This is a genomic window from Pantoea sp. RCC30.1 (genome assembly GCF_058148845.1).
The window spans coordinates 138,626-155,288 of the sequence record NZ_JBXUHX010000007.1; the positions used below are offsets into that span (position 1 = coordinate 138,626).

Sequence of the window (16,663 nt, forward strand, 5' to 3'; positions counted from 1 at the left end):
CTGTTTTGATTCGGGAAAGTTCCGTTAGTTTAGATGCTGAAACGCACCTGAGAGAGGTTTCTGCAAAGGCCAGGCCAGATCGCCATGTTTGCTGGTGCCAAAGCCAAGCGCCACCAGCGACTCGACCATTTTTACCGCCGCACTGACGCCATCGATTACTGGCAGGCCCAGCTCCTGAGTCAGCGAGGCAGCCAGCGTCGCCATCCCGCCACAGCCCAGCACAATCGCCCCGCTGCCATCTTCCCGTTTCGCCTGAATGCAGCGCTGCCGCACTTTTTCCTGCGCCAGGCCGCTGCCATCTTCCAGCGCCAGTACCGGCAGATCAATGGCGTGCAGCGCGGCACAGTGATGAGTAAAGCCATACTGCTGCAACAGATGACGCGCAATCACCAGCGTGCGCGGCAGCGTGGTGACAATGGAGAAACGCGTCGCCAGCAGCGTAGCGGTGTGCATCGCCGCTTCCGCAATGCCAATTACCGGTCCGCTGGCCAGCTCGCGTGCTGCCAGTAAACCCGGATCGCCAAAGCACGCAATCACGTGGCCGCTGACGCCTTGCTCCCTGCCGAGCTTGATCTGCTCCAGCACGCCGATGGCGGCGATCGCCTCATCGAAGTGGCCTTCAATGGAGGGCACGCCCTGCGACGGCGAAACCGCCAGAATTTCGGTGCCCGGCGCGGCGACGGCACGCGCGGCCTGAGCGATAGTTTCGGTCATCGACAGGCTGGTGTTGGGGTTAATGATCTGAATCAGGCTCATGAGGCGGCTCCAGAGCCTGCGGCAAACAGTCGGGAGAAATCGGGCAGCGTTTCTCCGCTGCGCTCAAAGTGCAGGCTGGAGACGATATGCTCAAAGTGATGCTGTAGCGCGTGCGTCAGCGGTTCCAGCGCACGTGCGCGCAGTAATTTCAGCAGATTCGCATGATCGTCACAGCGGCAGCCGCGCTGCCAGGGCGCGCCGTAGGCAGCGATCACCAGCGAGGAGCGCTGCGTCAGGCTGGTCACCATGCCAGTGAGCACCTGATTACCGGAGATGGCCTGTAACTGAATATGAAACGCCGCGGAGAGCCGGATAGCTGCCGGGCCATCATGATCGGCGTGCGCCTGGTTCTCCTGTGCGATGAGCTGCTCTAGCGCCACCAGATGCGGAGGCTGCAGGTGCGCCATTACCGCAGGCAGATTGGCGCACTCCATTAAACTGCGGGTTGAGAAAATGTCACGTGCCTCTTCAACACCGGGTGTCGCCACCTGCGCACCACGTTTGGGCGTCAGGGTGACCATCTGCACCGCCGCGAGGCGTTGCAGCACTTTGCGGATGCCGGTGCGACTCACCCCAAAGACCCCGGAAAGGGCCTCTTCCGGCAATTTACTGCCCGGCGGCAGCTGGTGCTCAACAATAGCGTTCATCACCGCCTGGTAAATCCCTTCATCTTTGTCCTGCAGATGGGGGGCGTCTCGCTGGCCTGTTTTACTCGTCATTACCTGCTCCGGTCGCTCGCTGTGTGCCACTATCGTATACGTGAAAATTAAATATTGTATACAAGAAAACAGATCTGGCCTGAATCCTGCAATACCGTCTTACCAGATTATTCATTCCACTTTCAGGTACAGGAGCAGGTTTCATGCCAAATCAATCAACGGTGGCCAGCACGGCCTCTGAAGCCAACGCCCGTTATAGCCCACGGCTTTGTAACGACGACCTGGCACCGACTCGCGATCAGAACTGGTCGTGGTACAACATTTTTTCCTTCTGGATGTCAGATGTGCACAGCATGGGCGGCTATGTGGTGGCCGCCAGTTTCTTCACCCTGGGATTAGCCAGCTGGCAGGTACTGCTCTGCCTGCTCGCCGGGATCTGCATCGTACAAATCTGTGCAAATCTGGTGGCCAAACCGAGCCAGATGGCAGGCGTGCCTTATGCGGTAATTTGTCGTCAGGCGTTTGGCGTATTTGGTGCCAATATTCCGGCGGTAATTCGCGGTCTGATCGCGTTCGCCTGGTATGGCATTCAGACCTATCTGGCGGCAAATGCCCTGATGCTGGTGCTGCTGAAGTTTGCGCCTTCGCTGACGTCGATGACCGTACCGCACTGGCTGGGCTTGTCGTTGCTGGGCTGGTGCTGTTTCGGCATTATGTGGTTACTGCAGGCGATGGTGTTCTGGCATGGCATGAACGCGATTAAGCGGTTTATTGATGTTGCTGGACCGGCGGTCTATGTGGTGATGGTGGCGCTGGCGGGCTGGATTGTATACAAGACAGGCTTCGACGGCATCTCCTTTACCCTCGCCAGCAAATCGCTGACCGCAGGTGAACAGACCTGGCAGATGATTACGGCGACGGCGCTGGTGGTCTCTTACTTCTCCGGGCCGCTGCTGAACTTTGGTGACTTCTCACGCTACGGCAAAAGCATGTCCGAGATTCGTCGTGGCAACCGCTGGGGACTCCCGTTTAACTTCCTGCTGTTTTCTGTGGTGACGGTGGTGATTGTGTCGGGCACCCAGTCGCTGTTTGGCAAAATGATTACCGATCCCATCGAAACCGTGAGCATGGTCGGCAACGATCTGGCGGTCGCGATTGGATTGCTGACCATGATTACCGCCACCATTGGTATCAACATCGTAGCGAACTTTGTTTCACCCGCTTTTGACTTCTCAAATTGCTCACCGCAGAAGATCAGCTTCCGTACCGGCGGGATGATCGCCGCGGTGGGCTCAGTATTGTTAACGCCATGGAACCTGTTCCAGTCGCCTGAATTGATTCACTACACCCTGGATGTGCTGGGATCATTTATCGGGCCGCTGTTCGGGATTCTGCTGACCGATTTCTATCTCATAAAACGTGGACGTATCTCCGTCGACGATCTGTTTAATGACACGCCATCCGGTCGTTACTGGTATCGCGGTGGCTTTAACCCTAAAGCGATTGGCGCGCTGCTGCCGTCGGTGGCAATTTGCCTGGTGATAAGCTTTATCCCTTCTCTGCATCAGGTGGCGAACTTCAGCTGGTTTATTGGTGCCGGTTTGGCTGCAAGTTGTTATCGCTTTATTGCCCGTGAAGATCGTGAGGAGGTGCAAGCGGGCATCTGGCGCGGAAAGATGACTGTACAGAAAGATTCACGCGGGGGTCTCTGAATCAAAGCGCATTGAATACAGAAAACGGTAAACAAAAATATAAAAGGCCGATTGATTCTAATCGGCCAAAATAAGCTGAAACAACTTTTTAACTACGCTTAGAAATTGTATTTCAACCCGATTAGCGCGGCGGCATCATTGTACCCCTCATCACCAACCTGAACGCCAATATTACCCCAAAGATTCAGTCGCGGATTGAGTTGTCCCTCCAGACCGACTTTAACTTCTCCAAGGTTTTTCGCCCCTTTCTGGCTCACCCGAACCTCATCCATATCCGTGGAGAAATTACGGCTATTGTGCAGCCAGTTTAACGCAAGATAGGGCTGGAACTCACGCTGCCGGCCTTCGTCGCTTGCGTGATGGCCTTTAAGCCAGGTCCTGACGCCAAGTCGGGTCATCCAGTTGCCATCACCTTTCCCGCGAATACGTGTGCCATTCTCCTCGCGGTGATTGTCGGCCCGAACCCCCATCCACACAGCCTGTACCTGAGGCTCAATAAACCATTGACCGACAGACCCCTGACTTCCCTGAAACTCACTCACCTTCCATGCGTAACCGCTTTCCAGCGAGGCTGTAAAACCATGGGATTTATACGTCTCAGCTGCCAGATTTTGCCCTTTCACTTCATTATCAAACCAGCTATACAGCAGCCAGCTATCAAGCCAGGCACCTGTATGATCGTCCTGATTGGCGTACCAGGTCGCATAACTACCGATGCTGTAACCTTTAATATCACCCCTTGAACGGTAGCGACTTGCCTGACTTTCTGTTGCACTTTTGTTATTGCCATAACCTGCCATGAAACCGAGGTGCCAGCGATCTGCACCGCTTGTACTCCAGCGTGCCACATCCCCCCCTATCTGAGTCATATAGCGGTTACTCTGTGTTTTCAGCTGGCCGCTGCCGTCCCGCCATTTGTTGTGACCGCCAATCTGACGTAACCACAGGCTGGTGACTTCCGGCTGGCCAGTAATTGCATTAATAAATTGAGTATCTCCTAATCGATCATGCAACGTCATCATAAACATTGTATTCGCTGCCGCCAGGTTTGCTGTGTAACTTCCCGCTTCGGGACGGACAACGGCTGACGATTTTGTTGTATCACTTCCCGCCTCGGGGCGAACAACGGCTGTCTCTTGTGACTCAGGCGATGAAGACACATCGATACTCTCTTCTGGCACTGTGAGATTTGCATCAGCTTCTGCCGCCGTGGACTGGCTGGTCAGATACCAGCTTTCGCCTTTCTTAATCAGGTCATAATCGTAAGCGCCGGCAACGATACGCCCTGATTTGATAAAGCGGCCCATAGATGTACCGGCTACATCAACAATTTCAATGCCTTCGACAGTTTGCGCACCATATCCCCCCAGATTATTGATAGTGACGCTGGTCGTTCCTTCAAGAACGTCACCGCCCACTATTAGCGTATTGGTCGGAGATGCGTCATCTCCCAATACGCTATTCATGACCAGCAGGCCGCCATCACCCGCATAATCGCCGGTGATGGTGAGGCTATTGAAGCTGTCAGTGTTGGAAAAAATGACCGTTCCGTTATTTGTTAGCTGGCCAATGTTTGAGCTATTACTGATATTCCATTGGCTGGTGCTATCCAGAGACAGTGACGTCGCATTGTTTACGGCACCAGTCAGAACAGTCCCGGAAAAGAGGCTAACCGCTACCGTATTCAGAGGATCAGTTACATCGACATTGCCATTTAGCCTGCTATTGATCGCCTCGAACGTCACATTACTGTATAGATTGCTGGCGGGATCGAGGGTATCCACATAGTTTGAAACACGCAGTAACTGGCCATTTCCACCGGTCAGCGTTGAATCTTTGGCGACCAAAGATAAATTCGTGGTTTCTGCCTGAATGGCCGGGGCCTGACTGGCAGTCAGCATAACGTTATCAAGCAATACCGTGCTTTTCAGCGAAGAAGAGTATCCATCGGCATAGAGACCGCTGGCTGCCTCACCTGATGTAGAGATCTCACTGTTGCTGACAGCCAGTGAACCAGCGCGTGCCCATAAACCAAATCCCTGCATACCCGTCGTTTCAATCTGGACATTATCTGCCGTAATAGCTGAACCCGGCCAGACAGCAAGACCCGCAGCCAGCTCGCCATCGGTGGTGATCATACTATTATTCAAGACTCCCTGGCCGCCCAATGCGGTAAACAGACCCACACTGCCTGTACCCGCAGTCGTTATCGTCAGTCCATCACCCTGAATGAACTTTTGGGTATAAAGTCCGTAAGCATTTTCCCCCTGCGTCTTTAAAATGCTGTTTGTGGCATAGGCATTTCCTAGCTGGGCATTAATAGCGCTGGCGCGGTTACCCGCAGTAGAAACACTGGCATTATTCAGTGTTACTGAAGAATCCGCTGAGGCGACCCAAATCGCATCACTGTATAAACCCTGAGTCGTAAAACTTCCGCCATCAATCTTTACATTGGCACTGGCATTGGCGTTAACGGCATAACTGCTGCTGCCCAGGGTAGTGGCCGTGATATCCTTCAGTGTCAGTTCGCCCGCCGTAATACGAAAAGCGTCACCCTCGTTGGTCGCCACGGTTCCGTCCGTTATCTCTGCCGATACATGTCCCTGAGGCACTGACCAGGTGCCGTCAAGCACCATACCGATAGCACTGCTGGTCCCATAAACATTGAAGTTAGTAAGGATTGCTGTGCTGTCATTCGCCAGATAGAGCCCGGTACCCGAACTGCCAGCCACGTTGATAGTGAGATCCTGAGCGGTGAGCTGGCTATTCTCTATCCAGAGGCCGCCACCGAGCGTGCTGGAGCTATTCAACTCAACCTGACGGGCCGTGATAACAGCCCCTTTTTTGGCCTGAATGATATAAGCACCGTTTGTTCCATTTTCAAACGTTGATTCCTGAATCGTACGTTCAGTCCCATTCGCAATGATGGAGTCTGTATTCGTGGCAAATGCATTGCCACACATAAACAGACTGACTGACAGGAAATGAATTTTTTTCTTAAATGGTAATTCTGTCTTCCATTTGCCCTTCGCTATTTTTTTCATCACTAATCCCTTTTGATGGTTCACGTTACAAACAAATTGTGTTTCTTTCCTCTCTCCGACAACTTGCAATAAACGAAGCAAATCGATAAAACTCAGCCCTATTTGACATGCCGATTTTACGACTCGCGTTACGATAGTGAGTACTGATTGTTTTTTTCGAACGTTTCATTATTTTAGATATATGATTACTGTCATAACCATGACCGATCATAACCATCACGTGATTTTCAGTATCAGAAAGCTGCGTATGCTGCTTCAGGCCAAGCCTCCAGCACACATCTTCTTTGTTGGCCAGTTCGCTGTAGTCAGAACTGGCGATCTCAACTATCTTTTTTATCTTCTGAGATACAACATTAATCGGCTGATTTCTTAGTGTAAATGGGATATGGATAGTAATCTTACCTGGTGATTGTTCTAACGTTTCCGCTGTGGCACATCTCTTATTTTTGTTTTCTATATAAATGGTGACCATATCATTTCGGAAAATAATATCGGCAACCCCCTGATTATCATTCTGTGAGGGTAATAAAAAACAAACACACTCTTTCCCTTTTTTAGCCAGTTGATTATAAATCAACGTGCTAAGACCCTTCCGGTGATAAAAATCATAATCCACTAATAATATATTTAACATATTCAACACCCATGCTTAACATTTATCATAAGACCATATAGATTATGAGACAGCACAACATACCCACTACAAAGAGGATAAAACCGGCAAATAAAGATTAATCAAAAAAATTAACTTTTGAACACTTTAAAGCGTCTCACTAATTCCTTCATTTTTTTATAAATTGATAACGAAGAGAGTGTATCCGCAATGAAAGCCACGTTCAAATACGTCACAATAAAGACAATAACTGGATTTAAAAACCATAAAAAACAAAAAAGGCAGCGTTAAAAACAAATAAATAAATTCTAACTGGTGCTTTACTCTACAAAATGGAAAATAAGCCCTGCCACACCATAACAAAATGAGAATGAATTTAAGCCAGGCGTTCAAAAAAATGATCGCCTGGCTGCAATAATCTCATATGCCAACGCTTGTTAAATTCAGCTATTTATAATCTAACGCAACGATAACAGACACATCTTTATCATAAAACGCTGAGGTCAACCTTTTCAGATTCAAAGTCATATCTTCCACTCATACACAAATCGATCGGCTTAGGTTTCCAGTGTATTAGCCCCCGAATTTCCACAGCAATGACAGCATGCCTGACCATGTCATCCCCTTTCTGTAAGGATCGGATAACCAGCGTCTCAGGAATTATCCTTGGTTCGAAATAGAGAATGGCTTTTCGAATCTTTTGCTCAATAACGCCCCAGCTATGGCTATTTTCCTGCGACCCCATCAGTGCTGAGATGCCGTAGTTGAGGACAGATTTAATAATAGGACCATGTTTATTTTCGTGTAATTTCGCCTCCATATTGCTGTGATTAATCAGATCGGTAAGATCTTTTTGCACAATGCTTCGCATTGTTCTCATATCAACGGGCTTGAGACGATCGTGAGCACTTTTAGGTTCATCATCCTGAAGACGCTCCAGCAAAGTCGGTGGATAACGTAGCAGCATGTCGCTATTCTTATTTGAAAACAATGTCGCCAGCTTCCGTTATCGCCTGTTCGCTAAGGTCTGTCAGCAGTACTTTCCTTCCACTTCCCGCTAACACCATTTCAGACAACTTTTCTAATTCCGTTTTCAAGCCAAGCTTGATTTCCTGTGAGTCGTTTTTCGCCACCGGATAGCGTGCTGGAACATAACCGTAGTAGGTTTCTCCTTCTACGTTAACCTCGGCGGGTAGCCAGAGCAGGTCCAGAAGATCTTCAGGCTGACGGAGATTCAGACGCTGGATCCCGGCGTAGGGTACCCAGCGGTATCCACCTGCACAAATAAATTCACATACCGGTCCCAGTCGGCTGTCGCTATCCGCTATCCAGGAGAATTCGCCCAGCGTTTCGCTCCTGCCGGCGTTTTCCGGCGCTCGCTCAAACCCCTCCTCACGCAACGTCAGAGCCTGTTCAGTCTCACCCTGATAGTGTTCCAGATTCGCCTGATGAATTTTTAACATCCAGTCAGGCATTTCGCCTTTCAGGGTTGCGGCCTGACGTTCGCCAGTTAGTACCTGTTGTCGCTGCACTTCACTAAACACCAGATTCTTGTAGAGTTCAGTCTGTTTTGTCAGTTCGCTATCCAGCAGCGCCATCGTCTGCAACTGCATCAGTGCTTTATCCCACGCCCCATCAATACAGTAGAGTTTGAACAGAATGTCACGGGCTTTCAGATCCTGAGGATGGGATTTAACCTGCGCTGAAACCCTGGTAAGTATTTCATCAAGCGGGGCTGTTTTAAGCGCCTGAGTCAATGAGGTAAAATCTTGCATGATGTTAATTCCTTAAATTAATAATGCGTGTCCAGGCCTATTTTCCGCAAATCCTGAAACACCAATTCGGATACATTCTCTCTGCCTTGCATAAGGCTAACTTCCGGTGAGAGTGCGTGAAGCAGATCGGTTTTTTCCTCTTCGATAAAGAGTTCGTTCCACTGTTCGTCCATTCCCAGTTCCGATAACGCTTTTTCAATCAATGAATCACTATCCACGATACATTCGGTCAACGTTTTCTCTTTTATTGTCTCCCGGATATGTTCGAAATGGGCGTCCGTTCTGATGATGCGCGTTTTCTGAGGGTGAATTTCAATAACGCCTCCATTATCCTGTTCCTGCCAGATCAGGAATCGCTTATATTCCACCGCCAGCATTTTCAGAATGTCGATCTCTTTATCCTGCGCCAGAATGACGTTATTAAGGTAACGAACATCATTAATATAGTTACCTTTATTAGGCAGGATCTCTTCAACGTCATGAATCGGACTACCAGCTCCCCGGCTATCGCTTGAATAAGAACCATATGTTAGTGGCTCGTTATGCGCTAACTGAGTGTCGCTGATCACGCTCATTTTGAAGTGTCCAGCCTGAATTCGACTTGATTCGCGTAATGGATGAATACTTCCATAGGCGACCTCAACATCATCCAGACGGCAGACGCAACGCGAACACAAATTCATCATCACCAGCCGGGTCATGTGCCAGTAAAACATGATAGCGTCGTGGCCAGCATGAGCACTGTGTACATCAAATGCGCCAGCGATCACATCAAACGTCGCAGCATTGCCCTGGATGAGGTTGCGGACAAGCGAGACCGGCTGCCGTCGTGACGGCCATTCAAAATGAATGTTCACAATATTAACTGCCAATAAATACGCTGGGTGAGCCGCAAACAACCACCGCACCGCAGCCCGTGACATCGCCTAATCGCGCTGCCGGCATACCGTTAATGAAAACCGTGCCCGACCCCGATGCCACGGGAGCAGCACCATGGCCAATAGCACATGGTGCTACGCTTGCTCCAGCCATTGCAGCAGGCTGGCCGTTGATAAAAACATTGCCCGAACCGGAACATAAAACGCCGCCATGTGCGGTGGCGTCACCTATTCTTGCTGCATTTTGCATCGTTATTTCTCCTGTTCAGAATCATAAAAAAGAGAACCGTGTTTTACTCTTAGTTAACTGAATACTTAGGGTTCAATCTCCTGGCTACCTGTCGGTGTTGGTGTTGGTGCCGGCGTTGGTGCCGGTGTTGGTGCCGGTGTTGGGGCCGGTGTTGGTGCCGGTGTTGGGGCCGGTGTTGGTGCCGGTGTTGGGGCCGGTGTTGGTGCCGGTGTTGGTGCCGGTGTTGGTGCCGGTGTTGGTGCCGGTGTCGATGTCGATGTCGGTTCCGGTGTCGGTTCATCAGTTGGAATAGGTAAATCCGGAAGCGGAATAGTCACGCCCATCAACGACCTAATCATTGGCAATCCTGGCAGCCCCACCATGGCACCGCCTCCGCCTCCGCCTCCCCCACAACTGTCGCAGCAACTATCTCCCGGGTTAATATCAACTTCCCCACCCTGAATTATCACCTGGCTGGATCCAATGATTTTTATTTTCTTCGCTGAAATCACCAGTTCACCGCCTGCGGTCAGTGTCATCGCGCCACCAGCCGTCTGCATCAATGCGCCACCAGCAACCATTGCACTGGCCCCACCGACAGAAACAGAGTGGTAACCACCAACATTTGTCATGAAGGCACCTCCGACATTGATCCCTTTTGCGCCGCCGACGCTGTCTGACTGACTGCCACCGACCTGAATGCCAAGCGAAGCACCCACCAGCGCACTACTATTACCAATTACGTCAGACATGTAGTTGCCGCCCACGAACAGGTTGCGTGATACTCCTACATTGACACTGGAATTTAGCCCTATGGTTTGTTCTTCGTTTTGCTTTGTTAAGCGGGTCATATTCCGCTCAGCCTGCTCCCAATACTCTTCCTGCCCGGGCTTATCTTCAAAGCGAATGCCATTGTAGTTGCTGCGTCCCCCGCCAACCGTACGGCTGATAAGACCACTTTGCGTTGCGTTGACCGGCAGCTCCCAGGGCGGCATGGTGACATTGTTATAGAGATTTCCGGTTATCAGTGGTCTGTCTGGATCGCCATTAATGAAGTCAACAATCACTTCATGTCCCACTCGCGGAATATAAATACCGCCAAAGTTATTGCCTGCCCAGGCCTGACTCACCCGCATCCAGCAGGAGTCTGACTCACGGTTTTGACCATAGCGGTCCCATAAAAAACGTACTTTTACGCGACCATACTCATCAGTCCAGATATCTTCACCTTCCGGACCAACGACAATTGCCGTCTGAGGGCCACTGGTCTTTGGCTTTTCGATGATCATCGGATGACGGTAAATCTTAGTGGTCGGCTGCACAGTGAAGTGACATGTGTAACGAAACTCATCCGTTGATGTAAGCTGGGCGATCTCTTCAACTTCAAGCTTACTGCGCAGAATCATATATTCACGATTCGCCTTTTCTACCGGGTAGTTAACCAGTTCAAATACGCAGCCGCAGGCGATACCACGTAACTCACCGGAACCATTGCAGCGGGAACCGAGTGCGCCGCGTTCTTCCATTCGCACACGTGCCAGTTGCTCGCCAATCGCGGGTTGCTCGTAATCACCTGGCCAGTGGAAAATCTCCATCTGATTGAAACTGGTCTTACGCGGCTTACTGTCTATCGCCATAATGTCCGCGCGCGATTTAGTAAAATCATAATCGTTCGTGACCCATTTACCGGAGGTAATAGTTTCTTCAAAATGGAACTGACTAATATATTCCTGGTCCATTTTTGGACGATCAGGCGCATACTGAATGACATGGTAAGCCTCGCTGGTGAAACGCTTATGCGTACCTACGTTATCTACCAGAATCAGCTTGTGGCTTTTTTCACTGTGTTCGAAAAACCAGTAAATCCCCCATTCTTCCATTAAGCGTTCAATGAAATCGAAATCAGTTTCACCATACTGAACCTGAAAATCGAGTAGAGGATAACTTCCCGCCAGCCGTTTTTCATAAGTGAAACTATAATCCGCCAGCACCTCATCAATAATATCAACTACGGATTTTTGCTGAAAAATCTTATAATCCGCGGTTAACTCTGCGAGATGAAGCCAGGGACGAAGGCAGATTTCATATAACGCCTGATTACCGTCACGCCCGACATAGCGAGCTTTCTGCACAATCCCGGATATTTCACGGACGTTTTTACCTATATTGAGAATATCCCCAAGCCCATTGCCATCCAGTTCAATTTCAACGGTCATCTCTTTGCCGATTAACGCTTTTAAATCAACATTCGATGCTGCCTGCCAGGGAATAAACGGGTTCACAGGTGTCTTTGCAGTCACCAGGTATGAATAAAGTAAGGAAAGTGCCTCCTCACCAACCAGCTTAGAGATGACTAAAGCAGGTTCCCCAAGTAGCAAGGGCATAGCAGGACTACTTAATCCAATTGTTCGTGACATATAATCACCTGATGCGTTATGAATTTTTAAAAAGACCCGTCAGCCGGGTTAGTCTTTTCATGCCGTAATGAAATTCTTTGCGAATCCAGAACCATTCGGTGTCGGCTTTGTTGCCAAATCCAGATCCCAGCCTCGCGCTGAAGGCAGTCAGGCCAGTTCTTCCATGGCATAACGCCGACGCCATCACCCTCCGCTATGCGATAATCCTGTTGCGATCCCTCCCTGAATAGCATTTTTGATTGATTTTCAAAGCGCCATGTTGGCTTGAGTAAAAACTGCCTCCAGGGAGAATATGCCCATCGAAGTGCTCTGAACCATTGATATAGTGGTTGCCAGCTCTTTGATGCCATATCCTTTTCACCTGCAAGGTTTAAAATTCTCGCCGCCCAAAAAGTCAGCGGGTATTTAGTGTGCATATTTTTTTGCAACCACGAAGCAGAAACAACGCTGCATATAACAAAGAGTTGTTTCTCCCCCTCTTTTCCTGACGTCAGACTAAATGCACCTGCGCAATATCGCTGCTTTGGCAGCGACGGCCCCGAAATAATAAAGCACCAGGGATAATGCTCTATCGATAACTCCTCAGGCATGCCGGAACAGATATTTGGCAATACCTGCTGGGTAATAATTGATCGCACTTCACGATGGATTTTTCCTGAGCGCCTGAACAGGCCTGGACGTAATCCATCGATCAATAAAAACATGCGTATCGACATAATATCCTCTGGCGTAATGGCCGCTGATTCTTAATAGTCGCCAGGACAATGAAAATCTCTCAACAGCGCCACTAATGATCGGTCCTTATAAGTCAGACCAGAGATGCCAATATTCGCCCGTCGGGAATCGAGTTCATAGACCCATTGCATCTCGCCGGCCTGTGTAACCAGCATATCACTGGCGTGATCCATCCAGCGAAACAGGGCCCACGGACCGGAAAAGCTCATCGACGACGTACCCGAGGCGACACGTGGCATGGCGTTGATCGTCACTTTTGAGGTCATACGCGAAGCTGGCCAGAGAACGGAAACCGGTGAAACCGGCCAGTGGGCATAATTCACCTGCTTGCCGTCAAAGTTCATATTGAGTTGAGTAATAGACGGATCTAAATAGGGTACTGACACATCAAAGAGCAGCGAAAGGCGTCGACCGCCCTCTTCCTGAAAAAAGAGATGACGAATCTCGGCCGCTTTTTCAAACAAAGCCAATGTACTTTCATTTTCTTCACTGTCGCCTTTATAACGCCAGGGGCGCGTTGACGTGTCCACTTTGTCTGCCAGATTCGTTTTGAAGTAATCATCCACTACGCCACCTGCAGCAAAGAAGCGTTCAAAATCGGCAACTTTAACTTCACGCTGGCTTTGAGCGAAAGGATAGCGTCCCTGCAATGTCGCACGGCAAACCTGCCCAATGTTGTCTTCGATACCTTCGTTACTTTTAGCAATGGCCTCCCGGTGAGCACGATGCCATGCACCTTCAAGCAACGGAGCAATAACAACGGGGAGCGGGGCCGGCCAGGTTTGAGCCTCAGCACCCAGCTGCTTCGCCGAACTGGAAAGCGCCATCGCATTGCCGTTTTTCAATGCATCTTCGTAAACCACAAACAGAGTGTATTGCTCGTTAAGGGAACCCAGTAATTTGCTCAACCCCGCTTCGCCACTCAACGGCGGCATTTCTGCTGCCAGCTCGCGTTTACCGGTTACAAATTCACGTAATGGCGCAAACTGATTATCAACTTGCTCCTGAAGCAATTTTTTTTCTATCGCAGCATACGCAAGGCTCACTTTGGTCGCGGCGCTCAGGATTTGCCCCTTGTTACTGACCTTCTCAAACAACGATGTATTCTCTTTGCCGACCAGCGTGGTTTCGCTCACTGCGCGGGACAGCAGGTTTGCCAGTGGCGAATCAGACGCACTGAGCACGCGCAGCATATAAATGTCGCCCGCCATGCCCGTCCCCGTATAGGCATCACCCAGCTGCAACAGGTCGGTTTTAAGACGAATATTGCCCAGAAAGCCCTGCCAGTAGCGTGCATATTCATCCAGATAGCGCTTTAGAATTTGCTGCTGTACGGGATTAACCAGCACCGTACTGGGGGTTAATCTGTTCTGCTCCTCTGACCCGCTCTGCTCAGCTTTACCTAATACCCAGGCATCCTCACGTTGCAGCCAGATCAAACCGGGTTCCATTTTTTTTTTAAACATGTCGTAGTAGCCAGCACGGGTAAACAGTCCGGGAATAGCTGTCACACCGCTTTCGTCAATGAGCGTGAACAATTCACTGCCGCGAGACTTCGTCATCGCGTTTAATGTCAGATCGGCTGGCGCATCCTGCATAACCGAATCTTTGATGCGTTCATAGAGTCGGCTTGCCAGGTCGTCACGCTCAAGCATTGCTCGCGCATATTTAACCAGACCGTCATCCAGACTCTGCCCATAACGTCGCCATTCAGACGAGTCAAAAAGTCGATTCAGGTGGGCCACAAAAATCCGGCGTTCCTCATAAGGCTGTAGCTTTCCGGTGCTTTCCCACAGACGGGTAATGGCAGCGACCATATACGGCTTGTCGAACGTCCCTTGTCCGTGAACCTGCAAGTAGAGTTTCAGTAAGCGGAAAATGGGTTCGGACTGACCGTTATCAATGGCGTTCTGAAGAGCAAGGCTAACTTGCTGCTCTATCTGCGGCAGAAGCAAACGCTGTAAAAAGAACTGATAGAGTGAGTCGGAAGACTCCACAACTTCGCCACCGGTATAAAGCCCATAGCGCCACTCAAGCGGTGGATTAAATAACGCCAGCGAGCCATATTCCGGCAGATATTGTGAAAGTGTTAACAGACGAGGAAGCAGACTATCGGTCGGCTTTTTGACGAAGTTTCTTACTTCTGTATCAAGTGTGCTGACCTTCTCCTCCACAACACTGAGGTAGTCACTATTATGATGATAGCTGTGCCACAAACCGTTCAGCAGAACCACAGCCAGCACGAGGGAAAGGGTATGCCCCAGAAAACGCTGCAGGCGGAACTTTGATTCATTGGCCAGGTTATGGCGCGCCAGGCCGCGATCTTTAACAATGACCTCGCTAAAGAGCTCTCTGAGGAAATACTGACGCCCGTAGGAGACATCGCCCACCAGAAAATCACGCTCCTGAGGCTGTGCGGTCAGTGAAGCTGACACCGTGGGTGATGTATTCTCAACATAGTTCTGCCACTGGCGGATGATGCTCTGATTGTTCAGTAAGCTGAACCCAACGGGCTGATGACTGCTGCAGAAATAGATACCACGTAACAGGGTGTAGTTCTGCGACTCATCGTAGCGGGAAGCGAATACAATGTTGTGCACCACTTCTGCGACATGCTCTGACAAGAGATGAAAATCCTGTGGCAATCCGTACATTTTTTTTCGATCGCGATTAGCGTACTCCTCCTGCTGACGGACGATAATATCGCGCTCGATACGCTCCTGAAGCAGCGCAAACTCTGCTTTTATCTGGCTCTGCAGCCCCGATGCTGCCAGGGTGTTGGTATCGCCATAGGGGAAGGTGACTCCCCATACCTGCTCCCGTTCCTGCTCCGTCAGCATTCTGAAGTATTCAGCAAAGCCTGGCAGTTGATCGAGTTTTGTGACCAGCACATAAACAGGAAAACGCACGCCCAGTGTTTGACGAATGTCGTCAATTCTGGCGCGCAGGCTTGCCGCCAGCTCAAAGAGTTCAGCCTGGCTGCGACCCACTAAATCTGCCGCGGAGACGGCAATAATCACGCCGTTCAGCGCTTTAACCGGGCGATATTTCTTTAGGGTCTTAAGGACCGCTCGCCATTCGTTAATAGTGGAATCGGGATCGCTGACATATTTGCCTGCGGTATCAACATAGATAGCATCATTGGCCAGCCAGCATTCGCAATTCTCGGTGGCACTGGCGGGCTTACTGACCTGATTAAGCTGATCAGGTAGCGGAAAATCTTGTCCGGATGCGAGGATAGCTGAAGTTTTACCTGCATTCTGAGTACCCAGAACCATGTACCAGGGCAATCGGTCCAGCGGTTTTCGCGCCAGAATGACACGCTGGAAAAAAGAGAGATTACCGTGGCGTTTGTTGACGTAATCAACTGCACGAGCAATGGCCGCTGAGATTTCGGATGTATCACTTTCTTTCGTTGCACTTTTGTTTTGGGTAAATTTATCCAGCAGTGCCGGATTATCCTTCAGGGCCAGTAGCAGTAACCAAAGACCATACAACAATGCGCAGACCAGCATTATTCCGATGATCGCCAGCCTGACACCCACAGCATTCAGAGGATATTTTTCGCCCACCAGCAGAAAGGGGCCAAAGACCCAGATCAAGACACACAACGTTGCAGTTAACGCGATAAACAACGGCCAGCGTAACCAGAAGCAGACCAGGCAAAGTGCGGCCAGCAAAGTAAAGATCACGCGTGACTCAATGCTCTGCAATGGACGTGACACGCCAAAACCAAAAAAAGGTCCCAGAAACCAGATCGCTGCAATGAGCAATCCGATACAACACACAATTAGCAGCGTCTTCATAAACCGCGCCGCGAAGACTCTATTTAAATAAGACATTGT

12 protein-coding genes are annotated in these 16,663 nt (G+C 50.1%); 1 reads left to right on the forward strand and 11 read right to left on the reverse strand.

Annotated elements, in window-relative coordinates; translation table 11 throughout:
* Positions 1–24: 24 nt before the first annotated feature.
* Positions 25–756: an allantoin racemase gene (gene hpxA, locus AC2LB6_RS08910; RefSeq protein WP_490093226.1), complete on the reverse strand. Its 732-nt coding sequence runs from the start codon at positions 754–756 to the stop codon at positions 25–27.
* Positions 753–1,475 (reverse strand): GntR family transcriptional regulator, encoded by a 723-nt coding sequence (locus AC2LB6_RS08915; protein ID WP_490093227.1) that lies wholly within the window; start codon positions 1,473–1,475, stop codon positions 753–755. Before AC2LB6_RS08915 ends, hpxA begins: the two co-directional genes overlap by 4 nt.
* Positions 1,476–1,618: 143 nt before the next feature.
* Here AC2LB6_RS08915 and AC2LB6_RS08920 point away from each other — a divergent pair, with 143 nt between their 5' ends.
* Positions 1,619–3,127, forward strand: coding sequence for an NCS1 family nucleobase:cation symporter-1 (locus AC2LB6_RS08920; protein ID WP_490093228.1), 1,509 nt, complete (start codon positions 1,619–1,621; stop codon positions 3,125–3,127).
* 98 nt (positions 3,128–3,225) lie between these two features.
* Here the strand turns inward: AC2LB6_RS08920 and AC2LB6_RS08925 are convergent, their stop codons facing one another.
* The 9 genes from AC2LB6_RS08925 to tssM all read right to left on the reverse strand — a co-directional run bounded on the left by AC2LB6_RS08925 (position 3,226) and on the right by tssM (position 16,624).
* Entirely contained in the window at positions 3,226–6,171 is a 2,946-nt protein-coding gene (locus AC2LB6_RS08925; RefSeq protein WP_490093229.1) for an autotransporter outer membrane beta-barrel domain-containing protein, read from the reverse strand.
* A gap of 25 nt (positions 6,172–6,196) precedes the next feature.
* Entirely contained in the window at positions 6,197–6,805 is a 609-nt protein-coding gene (locus AC2LB6_RS08930) for a helix-turn-helix domain-containing protein (RefSeq protein ID WP_490093230.1), read from the reverse strand.
* A gap of 466 nt (positions 6,806–7,271) precedes the next feature.
* Positions 7,272–7,751, reverse strand: a complete 480-nt coding sequence (locus tag AC2LB6_RS08935) for a type VI secretion system baseplate subunit TssE (protein ID WP_490093231.1) — start codon at positions 7,749–7,751, stop codon at positions 7,272–7,274.
* 10 nt (positions 7,752–7,761) lie between these two features.
* A complete protein-coding gene (locus tag AC2LB6_RS08940; protein WP_490093232.1) occupies positions 7,762–8,559 on the reverse strand; it encodes a type VI secretion system accessory protein TagJ in 798 nt (265 codons plus the stop codon).
* A 17-nt stretch (positions 8,560–8,576) separates the two neighbouring features.
* Entirely contained in the window at positions 8,577–9,482 is a 906-nt protein-coding gene (locus AC2LB6_RS08945) for a TagK domain-containing protein (protein ID WP_490093233.1), read from the reverse strand.
* Positions 9,421–9,687 carry a PAAR domain-containing protein gene (locus tag AC2LB6_RS08950; RefSeq protein ID WP_031590415.1) on the reverse strand — a complete coding sequence of 89 codons (267 nt, stop codon included), beginning with the start codon at positions 9,685–9,687 and terminating at the stop codon, positions 9,421–9,423. Before AC2LB6_RS08950 ends, AC2LB6_RS08945 begins: the two co-directional genes overlap by 62 nt.
* 65 nt (positions 9,688–9,752) lie before the next feature.
* Positions 9,753–12,050 carry a type VI secretion system Vgr family protein gene (locus tag AC2LB6_RS08955; protein WP_490093260.1) on the reverse strand — a complete coding sequence of 766 codons (2,298 nt, stop codon included), beginning with the start codon at positions 12,048–12,050 and terminating at the stop codon, positions 9,753–9,755.
* Positions 12,051–12,109: 59 nt separating this feature from the next.
* The gene (locus AC2LB6_RS08960) at positions 12,110–12,799 is read right to left on the reverse strand and encodes a T6SS protein Cts1T (RefSeq protein WP_490093234.1); all 690 of its coding nucleotides are present in this window, start codon (positions 12,797–12,799) and stop codon (positions 12,110–12,112) included.
* Positions 12,800–12,829: 30 nt separating this feature from the next.
* Positions 12,830–16,624, reverse strand: coding sequence for a type VI secretion system membrane subunit TssM (tssM, locus tag AC2LB6_RS08965; protein WP_490093235.1), 3,795 nt, complete (start codon positions 16,622–16,624; stop codon positions 12,830–12,832).
* Between the last annotated feature and the right edge of the window lie 39 nt (positions 16,625–16,663).